Raw genomic sequence first — 14,816 nt, 5'->3', positions numbered from 1 at the left:
TGAGCCGGCCAGGCTGATCACATCGATGATTGAGCGGCTTAGGGCGACGGTTTGGGCGTTCGCGAAGGCGCGGCGGAACCGGCAATCCTAGCTAGAATATTGTACCGATGGACAGTTCTCCCGGCGTCGGAGGACCCATAAAAAAAGGCGGCGCCAATTTCCTGACGCCGCCGTTATTTGTTTCCGTCGGAAGCTTTATGCCGCCGGCTGCGCCTCGATGGTGCGCAGCGCCTGCATCTGGCGCTTGGCTGCGGCCTTGACCGCGTCCTGCACCTTCTCGAAAGCGCGCACCTCGATCTGGCGCACGCGCTCGCGGCTGATGTCGAACTCGGCCGACAGCTCTTCCAGCGTCAGCGGCTCCTCGGCCAGGCGCCGCGCCTCGAAGATGCGCCGCTCGCGCTCGTTGAGCACGGCAAGAGCGCCGGACAGCATGCCGCGCCGGTTTTCCAGCTCGTCCTGCTCGATCAGCGCCTCTTCCTGGCTTTCGTGGTCGTCGACCAGCCAGTCCTGCCATTCACCTGATTCACCTTCGCTCGCCCGGATCGGTGCGTTGAGCGAGGCGTCGCCCGACAGGCGGCGGTTCATCGACACCACCTCCGCTTCGGACACGTTGAGGCGGGTGGCGATCTCGGTGATCTGGTCGGGCTTCAAGTCGCCGTCGTCGAGCGCCTGGATCTTGCCCTTCACCTTGCGCAGGTTGAAGAACAGGCGCTTCTGGTTGGCGGTCGTGCCCATCTTGACCAGGCTCCACGAGCGCAGGATGTATTCCTGGATCGAGGCCTTGATCCACCACATGGCGTAGGTGGCGAGCCGGAAGCCGCGCTCCGGTTCGAATTTCTTGACGGCCTGCATCAGACCGACATTGCCTTCCGAGATCACCTCGCCGATCGGCAGGCCGTAGCCGCGATAGCCCATGGCGATCTTGGCGACGAGCCGAAGGTGGCTGGTGACGAGCTTGTGTGCAGCCGTGGTGTCCTCATGCTCAGCATAACGCTTGGCGAGCATGTACTCTTCCTGCGGCTGAAGCATCGGAAAGCGACGGATTTCTTCCAGGTAGCGGCTGAGGCCGCCTTCGCCGGAAACGATACTGGGTAGTGACTGGGCCATGACAGCGCCCCTCTCTCTTGGAGTGGTGCCCCCGAAACGCGGCGGGCATATATCGCGAACGCCAAAAGGCTCGTTCGCGACAGCGGATGTATATAGGAACAAAACCAGAAAGGACAGCATTGGTTCAACACGAAACAGTGTGTCACGCCAAAGTGAACAACGCGGGTCAGGTTTTTGCCGATCTGGTTTTGAATGGATGAAGCCGGTTCAGAGTCTGCGGAAGCCGTCCACAAGTTCCTCCATGTCCCTCGGTACAGGCGCCTCGAACCTCATCGTTAAATGGCTGGTCGGATGCCGAAATTCAAGGAGGCGGGCATGCAAAGCCTGTCGCGGAAAGGCCTTCACCCGGCCCGTCAGCGGCTCGGGCAGCCGGTTCGCCTTGCTGCGAAAGGCCTGGCCGTATTCGGGATCGCCGAGGACTGGATGGCCGATATGGGCCATGTGGACACGGATTTGATGGGTGCGGCCGGTCTCGAGCCGGCACTCGACCAGGCTTGCCGTGGCAAATTGCTTTTGCTGCTCGCCAAAGCGCTCGATCACGGTGAAATGGGTGACGGCATGGCGGGCATCGTCGCGGCCCTCCGGCACCACGGCACGGCGCACACGGTCGGCGGCGCGGCCGAGCGGCTCGTCGACCGTGCCTGTCGGCCTCATCGGTATGCCCCAGACCAGCGCCAGATAGGCGCGTTTGAGATCGCCGGTCAGGCCGTGGTCGGCAAAGGCCTCCGACAATGATTTGTGAGCGCGGTCGGTCTTGGCGACGACCATGACGCCGCTGGTCTCCTTGTCCAGGCGGTGGACGATGCCGGGCCGCCGCACGCCGCCGATGCCGGAAAGACTGTCGCCGCAATGGTGGATCAGCGCGTTGACCAGCGTGCCGGTCCAGTTGCCGGCACCGGGATGGACGACCAGCCCCGGGGGCTTGTTGATGACGATCAATTCGTTGTCTTCATAGAGGACGTCGAGCGGGATGTTCTCGCCTTGCGGCTCCGCCGGCTCCGGCTCCGGCATGTCGACCGACACGCGGTCACCGGCCGCCATCTTGCGCTTCGTCTCGTTGACCGGCTGGCCGCCGATCTTGACCGCGCCCTGCCTGATCAGCATCTGCACCCGGCTGCGCGACATGTCCGGGCCGAGCTTGCCGGCCAGCCATTGGTCGAGCCGCTGGCCGGCCGCATCGGGACCCGCTTCCAGCACGGTCGCTCCCCCGTTTGCCGATCCCCCAACTGGCGATCCATTCCCTATCAATCCATCCTCTATCAATATGGGGGCCTCTTCGTTATGAGCGCTCATCGAAAATCGTTCCGGAATGTTTTGCCATGGCTGCTGCCGACGAAGACGAGGAAAAGCCGCTCGACCCCGAAGTTGAAAAGGTGCGCAAGAAGCTCGTCCGCTTCGTCGCCATCAATCTCGGCCTGCTGTTCCTTGCCCTTATGGTGGTGATCGCGGCCCTTGTCTACAAAACGCGCACCGCGCCGCCAGCCAGCTCGCCGCCCAATAGTCCATCACTTGCCGGCGACATCCAGGTGCCATCAGGCGAGCCGCTGACCGGCGACATCGTGCTGCCGGTCGGCGCCAAGGTCATCAGCCAGTCGCTTTCCGGCAACCGCGTCGCCATCGATGCGGAGCTTGCCGACGGCAGCCGCGCCATTTTTGTCTACGATATCACTGAGCGCCGCATCATTGGTCGCTTTTCGATCCGCAACAAATGACTGATTTCGCCGAACATCGCCGCGTCGCCACCGTCGCGCTCGTGGTCAGAAACTATGACGAGGCGATCGCCTGGTATGTCGACAGGCTGGGCTTTTTGCTCACCGAAGACGTCGATCTTGGCGGCGGCAAGCGCTGGGTCACGGTGGCGCCGGCAGACGGACAGGGCGCGCGGCTGCTGCTGGCGGAAGCGTCGGATCAGGCGCAAGCAAGCTGCATCGGCAACCAGACCGGCGGCCGCGTCTTTTTGTTTCTTGAAACCGACGATTTTGTCCGCGACCACACGGCGATGCTCGAAAAGGGAATCGAATTCCGCGAGGCACCTCGCCACGAGGCCTACGGAACAGTGGCGGTTTTCGCCGATCTCCATGGAAATCTCTGGGACCTGATCGAGCCAAAACGGTAAGCTTGCAACGGATATTTTTCCGTCACCATCGACCTTCCGAAGCCCAGTTGCTTTTTCCCAGCCGTCAGCCTATATCGCCGGTTCTTGAACGCGCCCATCGTCTAGCGGTCAGGACACCGCCCTCTCACGGCGGGAACAGGGGTTCGATTCCCCTTGGGCGTACCACTTAACTACCTGAAATCGCTTTATCTTTTTCCGAATGGTCACGAACCGTTCCGATGGAACAAATATCCGACCAAATATCAATCGGGAACTCACTCGCCACTATCGCACCATCTATCCGGGTGTCCTCGACTATTTATCGTCGATTCCGTCACGACGTTTGGCGCGGCGAATGATCCCCTCGACCCAATACTCAAAATCTCGAACGCTGTCGGCCGACAAATTCTCCGGCCAATGCAGCACGACCTCGCCTTCATCGAGAGATGCCTTGTCCTCGCGCATGCCTTCCTGGGGCGGACGGTGCTTGTTTTTGCTTGGCGGTGGCGGCGGGAAGAGTGAATCGATGAAGCCCGATTCCCTCTTCGTTACGGCTTCTGCCAGAGCCGCCTTCGAAAGCGGTATCCATCCTTCGCTGCCCGCATCCTACACTGCGCACAATGTGGATATAACGAATGGCGAAGGCACCGGTGCGAGGCTGCGGAAGTCGGCGCCGGCGCCTCGCCTGACCGACGGCGGAGCCGGCATCATCGAAAACAACTAGATGTAGGGAGCGTCGCAGCAGTGGCCTACACCCTCAAGCACGCCCGACCGCCAAGGCATCGCGAAACGGATGTGGAGGAACGCCACATGCAACAACCGAACAACCCGCCGCACATCGTGCCGATGCGGAATCGTGCCATGAGCGTGGCCCTACTGATGCCGCGCGAGCCTGTCCATGGGTGCGTTTGCTTCGGCCAACCTAGCCAGCGCTTGCTCGACTTTTTGAGCCGAGGCGTCAGTGCGCTTGATGTGCCGGATCACCTGCTGCCTCAGCCGCGTGAGCTTTGCGGCGCGATAAACGTCGCCGTATCTCGCAGTTTCAAGGTGGAGGGTCGCGAGTCTCATGGCTACCAGCCCAAAGTGACTATCTGGGACAGCTCCGCGATGTCGCCATAGATCATCGAACCTTTGACGAGAAAACACTTGTCACCTAGCACTTCGAAGAGTGAGTTTGACGCGGTGCAAACCGGCAGGCTCTTCGAATTGGCGTACGTCCCGAGCGTCGCGGTTTCGACCTTGCGGTCCGCGGCTTCGGCATAGCCGACGCTGATCGCGAGGATAGCAATAGCAAGGTGGCTCGGGGGAAAGTAAGGTCGCGACATGCATCAAAATAGCACCGGCCCTTGATGGGCTTCGTCCATCGATTGGATGAAGCGGTCACCTATATTAGCAATCTCTTGACTAAGGCCCTGCCCACCCCAGACTCATGGAATGGCGCGGGGAATTGGGATTGGAGATCAGGTGGCGATCACGGCCACCGTCCGGAGGCGGGTCACTGAGGACCGCGTAAGCGTGTCCATCCCGAGCTATGGCTTCCCCCATTCGATCATCGATCATACCAAGGTGAAGAAGGGGCAGCAGACCGAGCTCGCCGGAGAGATCACGCGCATAGACGAGGAAGGCGGCAGGGTGACCATCGACATGGGACCGCTGGTGACGGTAGACATTGACAAGGTCAGGCTGGTCGAGAAGTACAGGCCGCCGAAGCGCAAAAAGTCGCTGCGTGACATGGTGGATTAAAGTTATCGTACCTCACCCTTCTTCATATGCGTTCTGAATTCTGCTTTCGGAACTGCTTGCTGTGGCGGCGCGTTAATATTCTGGAACGGGAGAGAGGACATGTCTGTGCAAAAAGAAGACTATCGAACAAACAGAGCGGACTACGCGATTGCCGCGAAGCATGGCCGCGCGACCGCTGAGGGCGATCGCGATGAGCTGCCGGCGAGAAAAAAGAAATCCCTGTTGGCAAGGGATCGGCGATCTGAAAAGTTGACTGAAAATCCGTCGGAAAGCGCGCCAGAACCGAAAGCCAGGACGCGCGGTTAGAGCTTTGAAAGCGCCGCCGACCGCATTCACTTCCCTACTCGTCATGACGAACAGTGTTCGTTCGAATGATGTTATTCCGTTGCCTTGAGCGCAAGTTTTTAGTCAGCCAGCACAGCGCCTCCTCTTAAGCTCGCTGGTGGTCAGGCCCGCGATGAAACGGCCAATCAAATACGACCTTAAGCGCCACGTGCGCTACGATCCGGACCTGCTCCCCCGCACGGGGCACAGGTACAAGCCAGCCAAACCGGCCCACGATGCCGTATGGCCCAATGTCATCTCGGCAATTGCTATTGCCGGTTTCTTCCTCGCGTTCATCTGGAGCTGACGATGCTACCTTTTGTGCAGGCAGATGGTCTCTCAGGCAGGCCGTTGCTCAGCCATTTGTGCAAGAAGTTCTGACCGCGGGTGCTCATTCCGTCACAAGCCGGCGGAGCGCATTAACTTCCTTCGTCCCAGAAATCCTGCAGCGAGGCGTGCCGAAGATCTTCCTCGCCCCTGAGGTGCTTCACCCGCGCTTTGATCCCCGGCTTAACCCACTGTGTTGCCGGCCGCTTCATGCCCTTCGGCGGCGGCCCGGCATGCTCCTGGACTCGCTTCCATAGCCGCTCGCGGATCGCTCGGCTTGAATTGATGAAAGCCGACCCGACATATTTGCGCGTGCCGATCTCCCCATGAGGGCGAATGCTGGCTTGCCAGCCTCACGCTCGACGCCCAGCAGTTCATATTCGTCGACGGTGTAGCACCTCACCTTCAGCCAGTTGATCGACCGCCCGCTGCGATACCTGCTGCCACAGCGCTTCGAGACCATCGCCTCCAGACCGGCTTGATCAACCAAATGGAAGATTGCTTTGGCTTCCCTCGGAAGAGACTGACTGAATTGGATGCGACTTCCCGCCGAAATCAAACCAGCAAGCAGCTCGCGCCGATGCTCCAGGGGCGTGTCGCGCAGGTCGTGGCCGTTAAGGTGAACTGGCTTGGTCTCAGTAGACGCCCCTCTCACGGCGGGAACAGGGGTTCGATTCCCCTTGGGCGTACCAAGGATTTCAAAACATTTGCGTCACGGATATCGCCGTCGGTCGTGGCCGGAGTCGCCGCTTCTGGCGCGGCACCCCCAATTGAATTAGCATCGCGTCATGTAACCAGGGGCTAAAGGTCCAGGACGGTGCGCAGAACGCCGCCGGGACGAATCTGTCGTGCAGCGAATAGATCAACGCTCGCCTCGGGGACGAGAAGATCGTAGAGAGGGCCAAATGCAGAAACTGCAATCGCAGGGTGTCCATCACATCACGCTGGTCGGTGCCGGGCGTCAGACCTCCATCGACTTCTGGGAAGGCGTGCTTGGCATGCCTTTCATCTTCGAGCAGCCCAATCTCGACAAAGCCAGCGAAAGCCATCTCTATTTCGATCCGGGTGACGGCCGGCTGATCACCATCTTCACCGACGAGAGCCGCACGCCGGTCAAGCGGCGCACGCCGACCGATACGGGCTGCGTCCATCACATCGCCTTTGCGGTGTCGCGGGTCACTTTCCTGCAGGCGGTCGCCCGGCTCGACGAGCGCGGCATCAAGCACAGCGGCGTCAAGGATCGCGGTTTTATGGATTCGATCTATTTCGAGGATCCGCTCGGCCTGCTGATCGAGCTCGCCTCCTACCGTTTCGAGCCGCCGGCGGGCTTCACCCATGCCGACGTGCTGATGCAGGCGCACAAGATCCGCGTCGCGCGCGGCGACTACGCAATAGCCGAAGTGCATCTTGCCGACGCGATCCAGGCGTTCGTCGAGCGCTCCCGCGCGACCTTGTCGGAGAACCGCGCGCCGAAAAATCCATACTGACGACAGGCCAAACAAGGGAGGACACAATGGCAAAGACGACAACGAGGAGTGCGAAGAAGCCGGCCGCCAAGGCCACTACGAAACCAGCTGCCAAGGCCGCGACAAAGCCTGCAGCCAAGGCGGCGAAAGCTTCCGCCGAGCCGGCAGCGAAAGCCGCCGCAAAGCCTTCAGGCAAGGCATCCGCGAAGTCAGCGCGGAAAGCCGTAGCGAAATCAGCGAAAAAACCCGCGCTGACGCTCAGCATGCTGAAGCCGAGCGTCAACAATATGAGCGTGCGGGTGTTCGCACGCGCGGCCGGGCTCGATCATTCCGAGACCGACGTATGGGGCCACACACGCTCGCCTGAATACATGGCGCGAAACCCGGCCCATCTGACGCCGATGATCGAGGACAAGGGCTTGCCGAGAGGCGTCCTGTGGGAAAGCTGCGCCATCATGCAGTATCTCGCCAACAAGCATGGGCTGGAGAAATTATATCCCAAGGCGCCGGCCAAGCGGGCAATGATCGACAGCGCCATGTTCTACCTGATCGGCACGCTCTACCCCTATGTGGCGCGCGCCACCTATCCTGCGCTGAACTTCCCGCAATATGCCGGCGAGATTGGTCACAGCGACGCCCACCCCGACAGAAAGTCGGAAGCCCAGAAGGCCGCGGCGACCGCAATTGCCGAGCCGCTGGAGGTCTTTCACAGCTTCTTCAGGAACGGCAAGCCATTTATCGGCGGCAACAACCCGTCGATCGCCGACATCCGCCTGGCGGCGACGCTCGAATTCCTGGCCGTCATCGACTACGCGCTGCCCCAATGGACAAAAGACTACATGGCGGCGATCGAGAAGAAGCTCGGCAAAGCCTATGCCGAGCCGGCCGCCGACGTGCGCGGCTACATCGCCTATGTGAAGTCGCAGGCCGGGGCGTGAGGCGCCTTGGCTGACCGCGTTGACCGCATCGGGCTTGCCCCTCAATGCAGCAGGGATGCTGTCATAGGCCGAGACACCGACCGGTCGCCGGATAGGCCAGAGGCATCGGCATGGCAGTTGCAAATCGGGTCGCCGGCGCGCTTGTTGCTCAGGGACCGAATATCACAAGCTCGGTGAACGTCAGATCTCCAAGCGAGGGTGGTCTGGGGCCCTTGAAGTACTTAAGTCCACTGTTGGGGCGGTACCACCCGAACAGACCTGCAATCGGCTCCTTGGCGTCGACGACGCAGAGCAGGATGCCGCTTCGCAAGAGAAAGCGCCCGATGGCACCGGCGCACCGGCTCAAATCCGCGAGAGAGCGGCAATACACGATCTGATAGGATGGGATAAGACTGCGCAATATGCGGCGCGGCATCAATACGAAAGGAAACGCTGCTCCGTCGCAAATGCAAATCAATGAAAGGCAGCCCAGTGCCGCGTGTTCCGAGAGTATGTATCTCTCACTGTCGGACAGCATCGCCATTTCCGCAAGATCGGGACGAGCTTCAAGCACGCGACATGACCGCTGCGCCGAACTAAAAGCCGGCAAGAAGGCAAACTGTCCGGTGGAGAAGGGGCGAAAGCCGAGCGCCCAGTTGGCTTTTAACGTTGCGGGCGCCGGCGAAATATTCGTGTAGGTCACGTCCCTTCGCCTGAGAATGGTCGTAACCAATTTGGCGCCATAGGGACGGCATTCCGCGTCGACGGACCAACTTGAAAGGTTGCAGCGGACTTCGTCGCCTTCCTGCCCGCGATAAAGGGTATAGAGGGTCAATACAACGCCGACGATCCGATCAGCCTTCTCCAAAGCCAGGCCGTATTGTGGGAAGTCGGCGACGGCAGGCCGCTGCGACAAACGGGTCAGGGCCTGTATCCAGTAACTGCGGTCACGCTTCGGAAAGCCCCGGCACAGGCAGTCGACCACTCCTTCCCAATCAGCTTCGCGAATTGGTCGACAGACAACGTCGGGAGGGAGGGCGCCGAGTACGGCCATAAATCGACTTCCAGAATACGATAGTTACTTAGATATATCTCGCGCACCAACATGTTGGTGCACAACGATTAATAGTCCGTGCTGCTTTTTAAGACGACTTTCCACACTCATCATGACGCAAATCAGATTGGCTATGCGCGTCGTCGAGCAGCTCCCCTTCTGTTAAGGACTCGTTAACCAAATCCCTATCTACTGATCGGCAATTCACCTCCAACTCGTGACCACGGATGTACTGGCGCGGTCGAGGTGGAAGGAAAGGTCGGCCATGTGCCGGCCTTTTTGTTTCAAGGGCGATTGTTCCCGGAACCGTGGCCTGACTAGGCGATTGGCCATCAGCCTTCCAACATCGGGGTGGCGCAGCAATAGCCGTTTAACGTCGAAGGCCGGTTAAAGGTTCAACGTGGCTGGCGGTAAGGCCGATCGGGCAGCCCGGCCAACTCATGCTCTCGGCAATCACGTGTGCGTCTGACCGAATCGCTGTGTCAGGCGCGCAGCAACGTTTGAGGACGGATATTTTGGCTACCGTCCTTTTCAATGCCGGCCGGCTATTCGCAGACCATGCGGACCCGTTTTCCGGGTTGGCTGACGTTCCTGCAGGTGAGCGGTTTTGCCGGCTGGGATGACGGCGTTGGCGGAACTTTGGAAATCCTGGTGATTTGCCTTCTCCGCGCCACGGGGGCGCTGATTCTGCGGACCGCCGCTCTTTCAGGCGTTTCGGGCGCCACAGGAAAGACATCGCTCTGCAGCAACTGCGGCTGTTCGGCTTGCGCCTGCTGCTGCGGCCTGTCCCAGAACCGCCGGACATCGAGCGGCCTTGGAATGACGACGGTGCCGTCGTAGCTACGCGAGCAGCCGCTCCCCAACAGCAGCATCGGGCATAGGAAAAAAGGCAGGATCCGTCCCAACATCGGCAATACCTTGCGGGATTTGTAACGCGGCTTCGGTTCTACCGACAACCGTCGGAATACACTGCGGGCAAGGCTAGCGTATGACCCGGAGAATCGGAATCGATTTCTCTGGGATCATGCGCAAAATCAAAGTGTGGCAGCCTCCCTGGCGCGACTGGAGGCGGGCATGGACCAACCTGCCCAAGCCCACTAGCCCCAGAAGGACCTTGCTCAAAAAAGTCGGCGCACGCAGAAATCCAGCGCAACGCGGGATAGGCCTGTCAGGCTGTAGGGTTCAGCCGATTCGGCGACGCATTGCGTCAAGACTATGGTGCGATCGCACCATACCAAAGCGTGCGTCCGGTTGGGACAATAAGCGCATTCGAGTTCCGCTCCTCCAGTTACGGGCGGGAGCAGCGACCGCCGGCAAGAAGCAGGGTCAGATTTACCCCAACGGACCTGTTTCGGCGATGGCGCGGCCATGACCTCCTTGGCCGCATGCAACGCGCTCCCGCCCGGATTTTCTTTTTGGCGCCATTGTCTCGCCTGTCGAGGACAAATGCCGGCTGCAAATCGTGCAAGCTGCTGATTCCAGCGACAAACCACGGCTGTGCCGGCGAGACCCGCGTCCCTTCCTTTTCGACATGGCTGTGCGGCGGTTACCGGGCTGACATCAAACTGTCATGTGACTGTAATAATCGGGGGCTATTGGCCTCAGCGGGCGCCGAAGGAATGGCGCCGAGAGACCATTTTCCGAACAGGAGCAGGCCACATGAAAAAATTCCTCCTTACGACGTCGGCCGCGGCGCTTGCGCTCGCCGCGTCGGCTGGTTATGCCGCCGCGCGCGACCAGATTCAAATCGTCGGTTCGTCCACAGTGTTCCCCTTCACGACGGCTGTCGCTGAAAAGCTGGGCCAGAGCGGAAAGATCAAGACCCCGGTCGTCGAGTCGACTGGCACCGGCGGCGGCATGAAGCTGTTTTGCCAGGGCGTCGGCGAAAATACCGCTGACTTCACCAACGCCTCGCGCGCCATCAAGGACAGCGAGCTTAAGACCTGCAAGGCAAACGGCGTGACGCCGGTCGAGATCAAGGTCGGCTTCGACGGCATCGTACTGGCCAACTCGAAGGCAGGGACTGTCGTTGATCTGACCAAGGAACAGATTTTCAAGGCACTCGCCAAGAACGTCGCTGTTGATGGCAAGATCGTCGCCAACCCCTACAAGAACTGGTCGGATGTCGATGCGTCGCTTCCCGCGACGAAGATCGAGGTGCTTGGCCCGCCGCCGACATCTGGCACGCGCGATGCGTTCGTTGAACTCGTCATGGATGCGGCCTGCCAGGAAGAAGTGAAGGCGGCTAATGAAAAGGGCTGCGGCGAAATCCGCGAAGACGGCGCCTTTGTCGAAGCCGGCGAAAACGACAATCTGATTGTCCAGAAGCTGGAAGCCAACCCGAATGCCTTCGGCGTCTTTGGCTTCTCGTTCCTTGACCAGAACGCTGACAAGCTGCAGGGCCACAAGGTCGACGGCGTCGAGCCGACCTTCGAGAACATCGCATCCGGCGATTACGGCGTTTCCCGCTCGCTCTATGTCTATGCCAAGAAAGAGCATGTTGGCGTCATCCCCGGCATGCAGGAGTTCATCGCCGAGTACACCTCGGAGGCTGCATGGGGTCCTGATGGTTATCTGGCCGACAAGGGCCTGATCCCGCTGCCGGACGCCGAGCGCGCCACATGGGCCGAAAACGCCAAGGCCCTGAAGGGCATGGGCTCCTGATGTTTCGGGGTCCGGGCGTATATTCGCTCTGACCCTCATGCTCTAAAGCCCAAAGCGCGGGACCAAGGTCCCGTGCTTTGAGCCGGTGAATGACCGGCGGTCGAGGGGACGTCCTGAATCATGGTCGGTTATCTCGTTGTTCTTCTGCTGGTTCTGGCAGCTGCGGCCTATTTGATCGGCCGGAGACGCGCCATTGCCAGTGTCAATGGCGACGTCGCGCGATTGCATTCGCTGCCTGGCCAACATGGCATGTTTCTGGCGCTTTTTGCTGCCGGTCCCGCGCTGCTTGCGATCTTGTTGTGGTCGCTGGTCACGCCGGGAATTGAATCGTCGATCATTGCCGACCGCTTCTCCACCGAATTGTCGGGAATGGGCATTCCGCAGGTCGAAGCTTTCATCCGCGACGCTCGCGCGATGGCCTTTGGCGGGCTTGTAGGCTTCGCCGATCCCACGAAAGAGGCGGCTGCCGCCGTCTACAAATCGATCCATACGACCAGCTCCTGGATCATCTGGGCCGTCGCGCTCGTGCTTTCCGCGTCCGGATTTTACTGGGCCAATTCGCGCATCGCACCGGCCTACCGGGCGCGCCACGTGGTCGAGCGCGTTCTTCGCGCATTCTTGATCGCCTGTTCGGTGGTCGCGATCCTGACGACGGTCGGCATCGTTCTCTCGCTCATCTTCGAATCCCTGCGGTTCTTCCAACAGGTGCCGTTCTACAAGTTCCTGTTCGGCACGCATTGGTCGCCGCAGAGCGCCTTCACCGGCGCCGGAGCGGAAGCCGGGGCGGTCAACGAGGACATTTTTGGCATGGTGCCGCTCTTTGCCGGCACGTTGCTCATCACCTTCATCGCCATGCTGGTGGCTGCGCCGATCGGGCTGATGGCTGCGATCTACCTTTCGGATTACGCCTCCAAAAGCGTCCGCGCGGTGGCAAAGCCGGTTCTGGAAATCCTCGCCGGCATTCCGACCGTCGTCTACGGCTTCTTCGCCGCGCTGACGGTTGCGCCCTACTTCCGCGGTATCGGCGAAAGCCTGGGCCTCAACGTCGCGTCCGAATCTGCGCTCGCCGCAGGCGTGGTCATGGGTATCATGATCATTCCCTTCGTTTCCTCGCTTTCCGATGATGTGATCAACGCCGTTCCGCAATCCCTGAGAGACGGTTCCGCCGGCCTCGGCGCGACCAAGTCGGAAACCATCCGCAAGGTGGTCCTTCCTGCTGCCCTTCCGGGCATCGTTTCGGCGATGCTGCTTGCCGTCAGCCGCGCAATCGGCGAAACAATGATCGTGGTCATGGCGGCGGGGCTGGCGGCAAACCTCACGGCCAACCCGCTCGAAGCGGTCACCACCGTGACCGTGCAGATCGTGACGCTGCTGGTGGGCGATCAGGAGTTCGACAGCGCCAAGACGCTTGCAGCCTTCGCACTCGGCCTGGTGCTGTTCTGCATCACGCTTACCCTCAACATCGTCGCTTTGCGCGTCGTCCAGAAATACCGAGAGCAATATGACTGATGCGATCTCGTCATTCGGCGCCGTCGGACGGCCGGTCAGCATTCATACCGACGATGCCGCGAAGGCGCGGCTGAAAGGTCGTTACCGCACCGAAACATGGTTCAAATGGCTCGGCGCCGCAGCCGTCGCGTTGGCCGGCTTATTCCTTGTGCTGCTCCTGTCGACGATCGTCACGCAGGCGATCCCGGCGTTGCGGCAGAATTATCTGACGCTGCCGATCGATCTCTCGGCGGCCAAGGTCGACCCCGCGAAACTCGATGCCGTCAACTACGATGCCATCGCTCAGCAAGCGCTTAGGGCGAGATTTCCGGATATTACGAGCCGTCAGGACAAGCGACTGCTGCGCGGGCTGATTTCCACCGGCACAGGCGTCTTCCTGCGCAAGGATATTGCGGCTGATCCGGGGATGCTCGGAGGAACGGTGGACTATGCCGTTCCACTTGACGATTTTGCCGACCTTTATCTCAAAGGTTTGCTTGCCGACGTCGGTTCGGACGAAGCGATTTCGACAAGCGTCACGCCTTCGGAAACCAGCGGCGACATCGATCTGACCTTCGGCGACGATGCCATGCTGGCGCTGGCGCGCGGCCATGGTGCGACCGAGGGCGAAAACGGCACGCTCACGCTGACGAGCGGCGCGTCGTCGCTGCTGGTCGCGTTCAATGGCGGCACGGTCAAACTCACCGCGCTGTCGCCTGGCGCCAACGGAACGGCGGTCGCAAAGGGCACGGTGATCGAGGCGCTGGACAGCACGGCGCCCGCCGCGAGCGGCCAGGCATTCCTGCGCGTCATCGATACGCCGGAAGCATCGCGAAAGATTTCCGACAAGGAGATCGTCTGGCTCGACACGCTGAAGAGCGCCGGCCAGATCGAAAGCCGGTTCAACTCGATCTTCTTCTTCACCGGCGCAAGCCGCGAGCCGGAACTGGCCGGTGTCTGGGGCGCGGTCGTCGGATCGTTCCTGACCATGATCGTTACGCTCGCCATCGCCTTTCCGATCGGCGTTTCGGCGGCGATCTATCTTGAGGAATTTGCGCCCAAGAACCGGCTGACGACGATCATCGAAGTGAATATCAACAATCTGGCGGCTGTGCCTTCGATCGTCTTCGGCCTGCTTGGACTTGCCGTATTCCTGAATTTCTTCGGCATGCCGCGCTCGGCCCCGGTGGTCGGCGGCATGGTGTTGGCGCTGATGACCCTGCCGATCATCATCATCGCCTCGCGCGCTTCGCTGCGCGCCGTGCCGCCGTCGATCCGCGAGGCGGCGCTCGGCATCGGAGCGTCCAAGGTCCAGACCGTATTCCATCACGTTCTTCCGCTGGCGATGCCGGGTATCATGACCGGCACCATCCTCGGAATGGCGCATGCGCTGGGCGAAACCGCGCCGTTGCTGATGATCGGCATGGTCGCCTTCATCGTCGACATTCCCGGCGGCTTTACCGATCCCGCGACGATCCTGCCGGTGCAGATATTCATGTGGGCCGATTTCCCGGAAGCTGGATTCCAGCAGAAGACTTCGGCGGCGATTTTGATTCTGCTGCTGTTTTTGGTCATCATGAACGCCATTGCGGTGATACTGCGTAGGCGCTTCGAGCGGCGCTGGTAAGGGG

At 60.6% G+C, this 14,816-nt stretch carries 16 protein-coding genes and 1 tRNA gene; 12 read left to right on the top strand and 5 right to left on the bottom strand.

Annotated features, from left to right (window positions below; translation table 11 throughout):
- Nucleotides 1-195: 195 nt before the first annotated feature.
- Both rpoH and AC0L25_RS05955 read right to left on the bottom strand, forming a co-directional pair.
- Nucleotides 196-1,107: an RNA polymerase sigma factor RpoH gene (gene rpoH, locus AC0L25_RS05960; protein ID WP_029348727.1), complete on the bottom strand. Its 912-nt coding sequence runs from the start codon at nt 1,105-1,107 to the stop codon at nt 196-198.
- Between the two features lie 207 nt (nt 1,108-1,314).
- On the bottom strand, nt 1,315-2,400 hold the full coding sequence (locus AC0L25_RS05955) for an RluA family pseudouridine synthase (protein ID WP_473594629.1): 1,086 nt from the start codon (nt 2,398-2,400) through the stop codon (nt 1,315-1,317).
- A gap of 26 nt (nt 2,401-2,426) precedes the next feature.
- On the opposite strand from AC0L25_RS05955, the gene AC0L25_RS05950 reads away from it, so the two are divergent.
- The 3 genes from AC0L25_RS05950 (at nt 2,427) to AC0L25_RS05940 (ending at nt 3,388) form a co-directional block, all read left to right on the top strand.
- Nucleotides 2,427-2,819 carry a fimbrial protein gene (locus tag AC0L25_RS05950; RefSeq protein ID WP_473594628.1) on the top strand — a complete coding sequence of 131 codons (393 nt, stop codon included), beginning with the start codon at nt 2,427-2,429 and terminating at the stop codon, nt 2,817-2,819.
- Nucleotides 2,816-3,223, top strand: a complete 408-nt coding sequence (locus AC0L25_RS05945; protein WP_473594627.1) for a VOC family protein — start codon at nt 2,816-2,818, stop codon at nt 3,221-3,223. The genes AC0L25_RS05950 and AC0L25_RS05945 overlap by 4 nt, the downstream gene beginning before the upstream one ends.
- A 90-nt stretch (nt 3,224-3,313) precedes the next feature.
- Nucleotides 3,314-3,388: transfer RNA gene (locus AC0L25_RS05940), tRNA-Glu, on the top strand.
- Nucleotides 3,389-3,517: 129 nt separating this feature from the next.
- Here AC0L25_RS05940 and AC0L25_RS05935 read toward each other — a convergent pair.
- Nucleotides 3,518-3,667, bottom strand: coding sequence for a hypothetical protein (locus tag AC0L25_RS05935; protein WP_473594626.1), 150 nt, complete (start codon nt 3,665-3,667; stop codon nt 3,518-3,520).
- Between the two features lie 61 nt (nt 3,668-3,728).
- On the opposite strand from AC0L25_RS05935, the gene AC0L25_RS05930 reads away from it, so the two are divergent.
- The 4 genes from AC0L25_RS05930 (at nt 3,729) to AC0L25_RS05915 (ending at nt 5,251) form a co-directional block, all read left to right on the top strand.
- A complete protein-coding gene (locus AC0L25_RS05930; protein ID WP_473594625.1) occupies nt 3,729-3,926 on the top strand; it encodes a hypothetical protein in 198 nt (65 codons plus the stop codon).
- Between the two features lie 20 nt (nt 3,927-3,946).
- A complete protein-coding gene (locus AC0L25_RS05925) occupies nt 3,947-4,321 on the top strand; it encodes a hypothetical protein (RefSeq protein ID WP_473594624.1) in 375 nt (124 codons plus the stop codon).
- A gap of 315 nt (nt 4,322-4,636) precedes the next feature.
- Entirely contained in the window at nt 4,637-4,945 is a 309-nt protein-coding gene (locus AC0L25_RS05920; RefSeq protein ID WP_473594623.1) for a hypothetical protein, read from the top strand.
- 99 nt (nt 4,946-5,044) lie between these two features.
- A complete protein-coding gene (locus AC0L25_RS05915) occupies nt 5,045-5,251 on the top strand; it encodes a hypothetical protein (RefSeq protein ID WP_352953342.1) in 207 nt (68 codons plus the stop codon).
- Between the two features lie 553 nt (nt 5,252-5,804).
- On the opposite strand, the gene AC0L25_RS05910 is transcribed toward AC0L25_RS05915, so the two are convergent.
- Nucleotides 5,805-6,251, bottom strand: a complete 447-nt coding sequence (locus tag AC0L25_RS05910) for an ATP-dependent DNA ligase (protein WP_473594622.1) — start codon at nt 6,249-6,251, stop codon at nt 5,805-5,807.
- Nucleotides 6,252-6,501: 250 nt separating this feature from the next.
- Between AC0L25_RS05910 and AC0L25_RS05905 the strand changes: the two genes are divergently transcribed.
- Together AC0L25_RS05905 and AC0L25_RS05900 are read left to right on the top strand one after the other, a co-directional pair.
- Nucleotides 6,502-7,083: a VOC family protein gene (locus tag AC0L25_RS05905; RefSeq protein ID WP_473594621.1), complete on the top strand. Its 582-nt coding sequence runs from the start codon at nt 6,502-6,504 to the stop codon at nt 7,081-7,083.
- Nucleotides 7,084-7,109: 26 nt separating this feature from the next.
- Nucleotides 7,110-8,000 (top strand): glutathione S-transferase family protein, encoded by an 891-nt coding sequence (locus AC0L25_RS05900; RefSeq protein ID WP_473594620.1) that lies wholly within the window; start codon nt 7,110-7,112, stop codon nt 7,998-8,000.
- Nucleotides 8,001-8,148: 148 nt separating this feature from the next.
- Here AC0L25_RS05900 and AC0L25_RS05895 read toward each other — a convergent pair whose 3' ends face one another.
- A complete protein-coding gene (locus tag AC0L25_RS05895; RefSeq protein WP_473594619.1) occupies nt 8,149-9,033 on the bottom strand; it encodes a hypothetical protein in 885 nt (294 codons plus the stop codon).
- Nucleotides 9,034-10,692: 1,659 nt separating this feature from the next.
- On the opposite strand from AC0L25_RS05895, the gene AC0L25_RS05890 reads away from it, so the two are divergent.
- From AC0L25_RS05890 to pstA, 3 genes are all read left to right on the top strand, one after another.
- Nucleotides 10,693-11,697 (top strand): PstS family phosphate ABC transporter substrate-binding protein, encoded by a 1,005-nt coding sequence (locus AC0L25_RS05890; protein ID WP_473594618.1) that lies wholly within the window; start codon nt 10,693-10,695, stop codon nt 11,695-11,697.
- A gap of 120 nt (nt 11,698-11,817) precedes the next feature.
- On the top strand, nt 11,818-13,206 hold the full coding sequence (pstC, locus tag AC0L25_RS05885) for a phosphate ABC transporter permease subunit PstC (RefSeq protein WP_473594617.1): 1,389 nt from the start codon (nt 11,818-11,820) through the stop codon (nt 13,204-13,206).
- Nucleotides 13,199-14,812, top strand: coding sequence for a phosphate ABC transporter permease PstA (gene pstA / locus AC0L25_RS05880; RefSeq protein WP_473594616.1), 1,614 nt, complete (start codon nt 13,199-13,201; stop codon nt 14,810-14,812). Before pstC ends, pstA begins: the two co-directional genes overlap by 8 nt.
- Nucleotides 14,813-14,816: the final 4 nt, after the last annotated feature.

The sequence above is a fragment of the Mesorhizobium sp. WSM4813 genome (genome assembly GCF_055811555.1).
This window is presented reverse-complemented; position numbering and strand designations above follow the sequence as displayed.

What these genes read in the sequence shown, in the direction of transcription:
- AC0L25_RS05955 (WP_473594629.1), bottom strand. Translation starts at nt 2,400, where the DNA reads ATGAGCGCTCATAACGAAGAGGCCCCCATATTGATAGAGGATGGATTG.
- pstC (WP_473594617.1), top strand. Translation starts at nt 11,818, where the DNA reads ATGGTCGGTTATCTCGTTGTTCTTCTGCTGGTTCTGGCAGCTGCGGCC.
- AC0L25_RS05950 (WP_473594628.1), top strand. Translation starts at nt 2,427, where the DNA reads ATGGCTGCTGCCGACGAAGACGAGGAAAAGCCGCTCGACCCCGAAGTT.
- AC0L25_RS05930 (WP_473594625.1), top strand. Translation starts at nt 3,729, where the DNA reads ATGAAGCCCGATTCCCTCTTCGTTACGGCTTCTGCCAGAGCCGCCTTC.
- rpoH (WP_029348727.1), bottom strand. Translation starts at nt 1,107, where the DNA reads ATGGCCCAGTCACTACCCAGTATCGTTTCCGGCGAAGGCGGCCTCAGC.
- AC0L25_RS05895 (WP_473594619.1), bottom strand. Translation starts at nt 9,033, where the DNA reads ATGGCCGTACTCGGCGCCCTCCCTCCCGACGTTGTCTGTCGACCAATT.
- AC0L25_RS05915 (WP_352953342.1), top strand. Translation starts at nt 5,045, where the DNA reads ATGTCTGTGCAAAAAGAAGACTATCGAACAAACAGAGCGGACTACGCG.
- AC0L25_RS05920 (WP_473594623.1), top strand. Translation starts at nt 4,637, where the DNA reads ATGGCGCGGGGAATTGGGATTGGAGATCAGGTGGCGATCACGGCCACC.
- AC0L25_RS05945 (WP_473594627.1), top strand. Translation starts at nt 2,816, where the DNA reads ATGACTGATTTCGCCGAACATCGCCGCGTCGCCACCGTCGCGCTCGTG.
- AC0L25_RS05935 (WP_473594626.1), bottom strand. Translation starts at nt 3,667, where the DNA reads ATGCGCGAGGACAAGGCATCTCTCGATGAAGGCGAGGTCGTGCTGCAT.
- AC0L25_RS05890 (WP_473594618.1), top strand. Translation starts at nt 10,693, where the DNA reads ATGAAAAAATTCCTCCTTACGACGTCGGCCGCGGCGCTTGCGCTCGCC.
- pstA (WP_473594616.1), top strand. Translation starts at nt 13,199, where the DNA reads ATGACTGATGCGATCTCGTCATTCGGCGCCGTCGGACGGCCGGTCAGC.
- AC0L25_RS05905 (WP_473594621.1), top strand. Translation starts at nt 6,502, where the DNA reads ATGCAGAAACTGCAATCGCAGGGTGTCCATCACATCACGCTGGTCGGT.
- AC0L25_RS05900 (WP_473594620.1), top strand. Translation starts at nt 7,110, where the DNA reads ATGGCAAAGACGACAACGAGGAGTGCGAAGAAGCCGGCCGCCAAGGCC.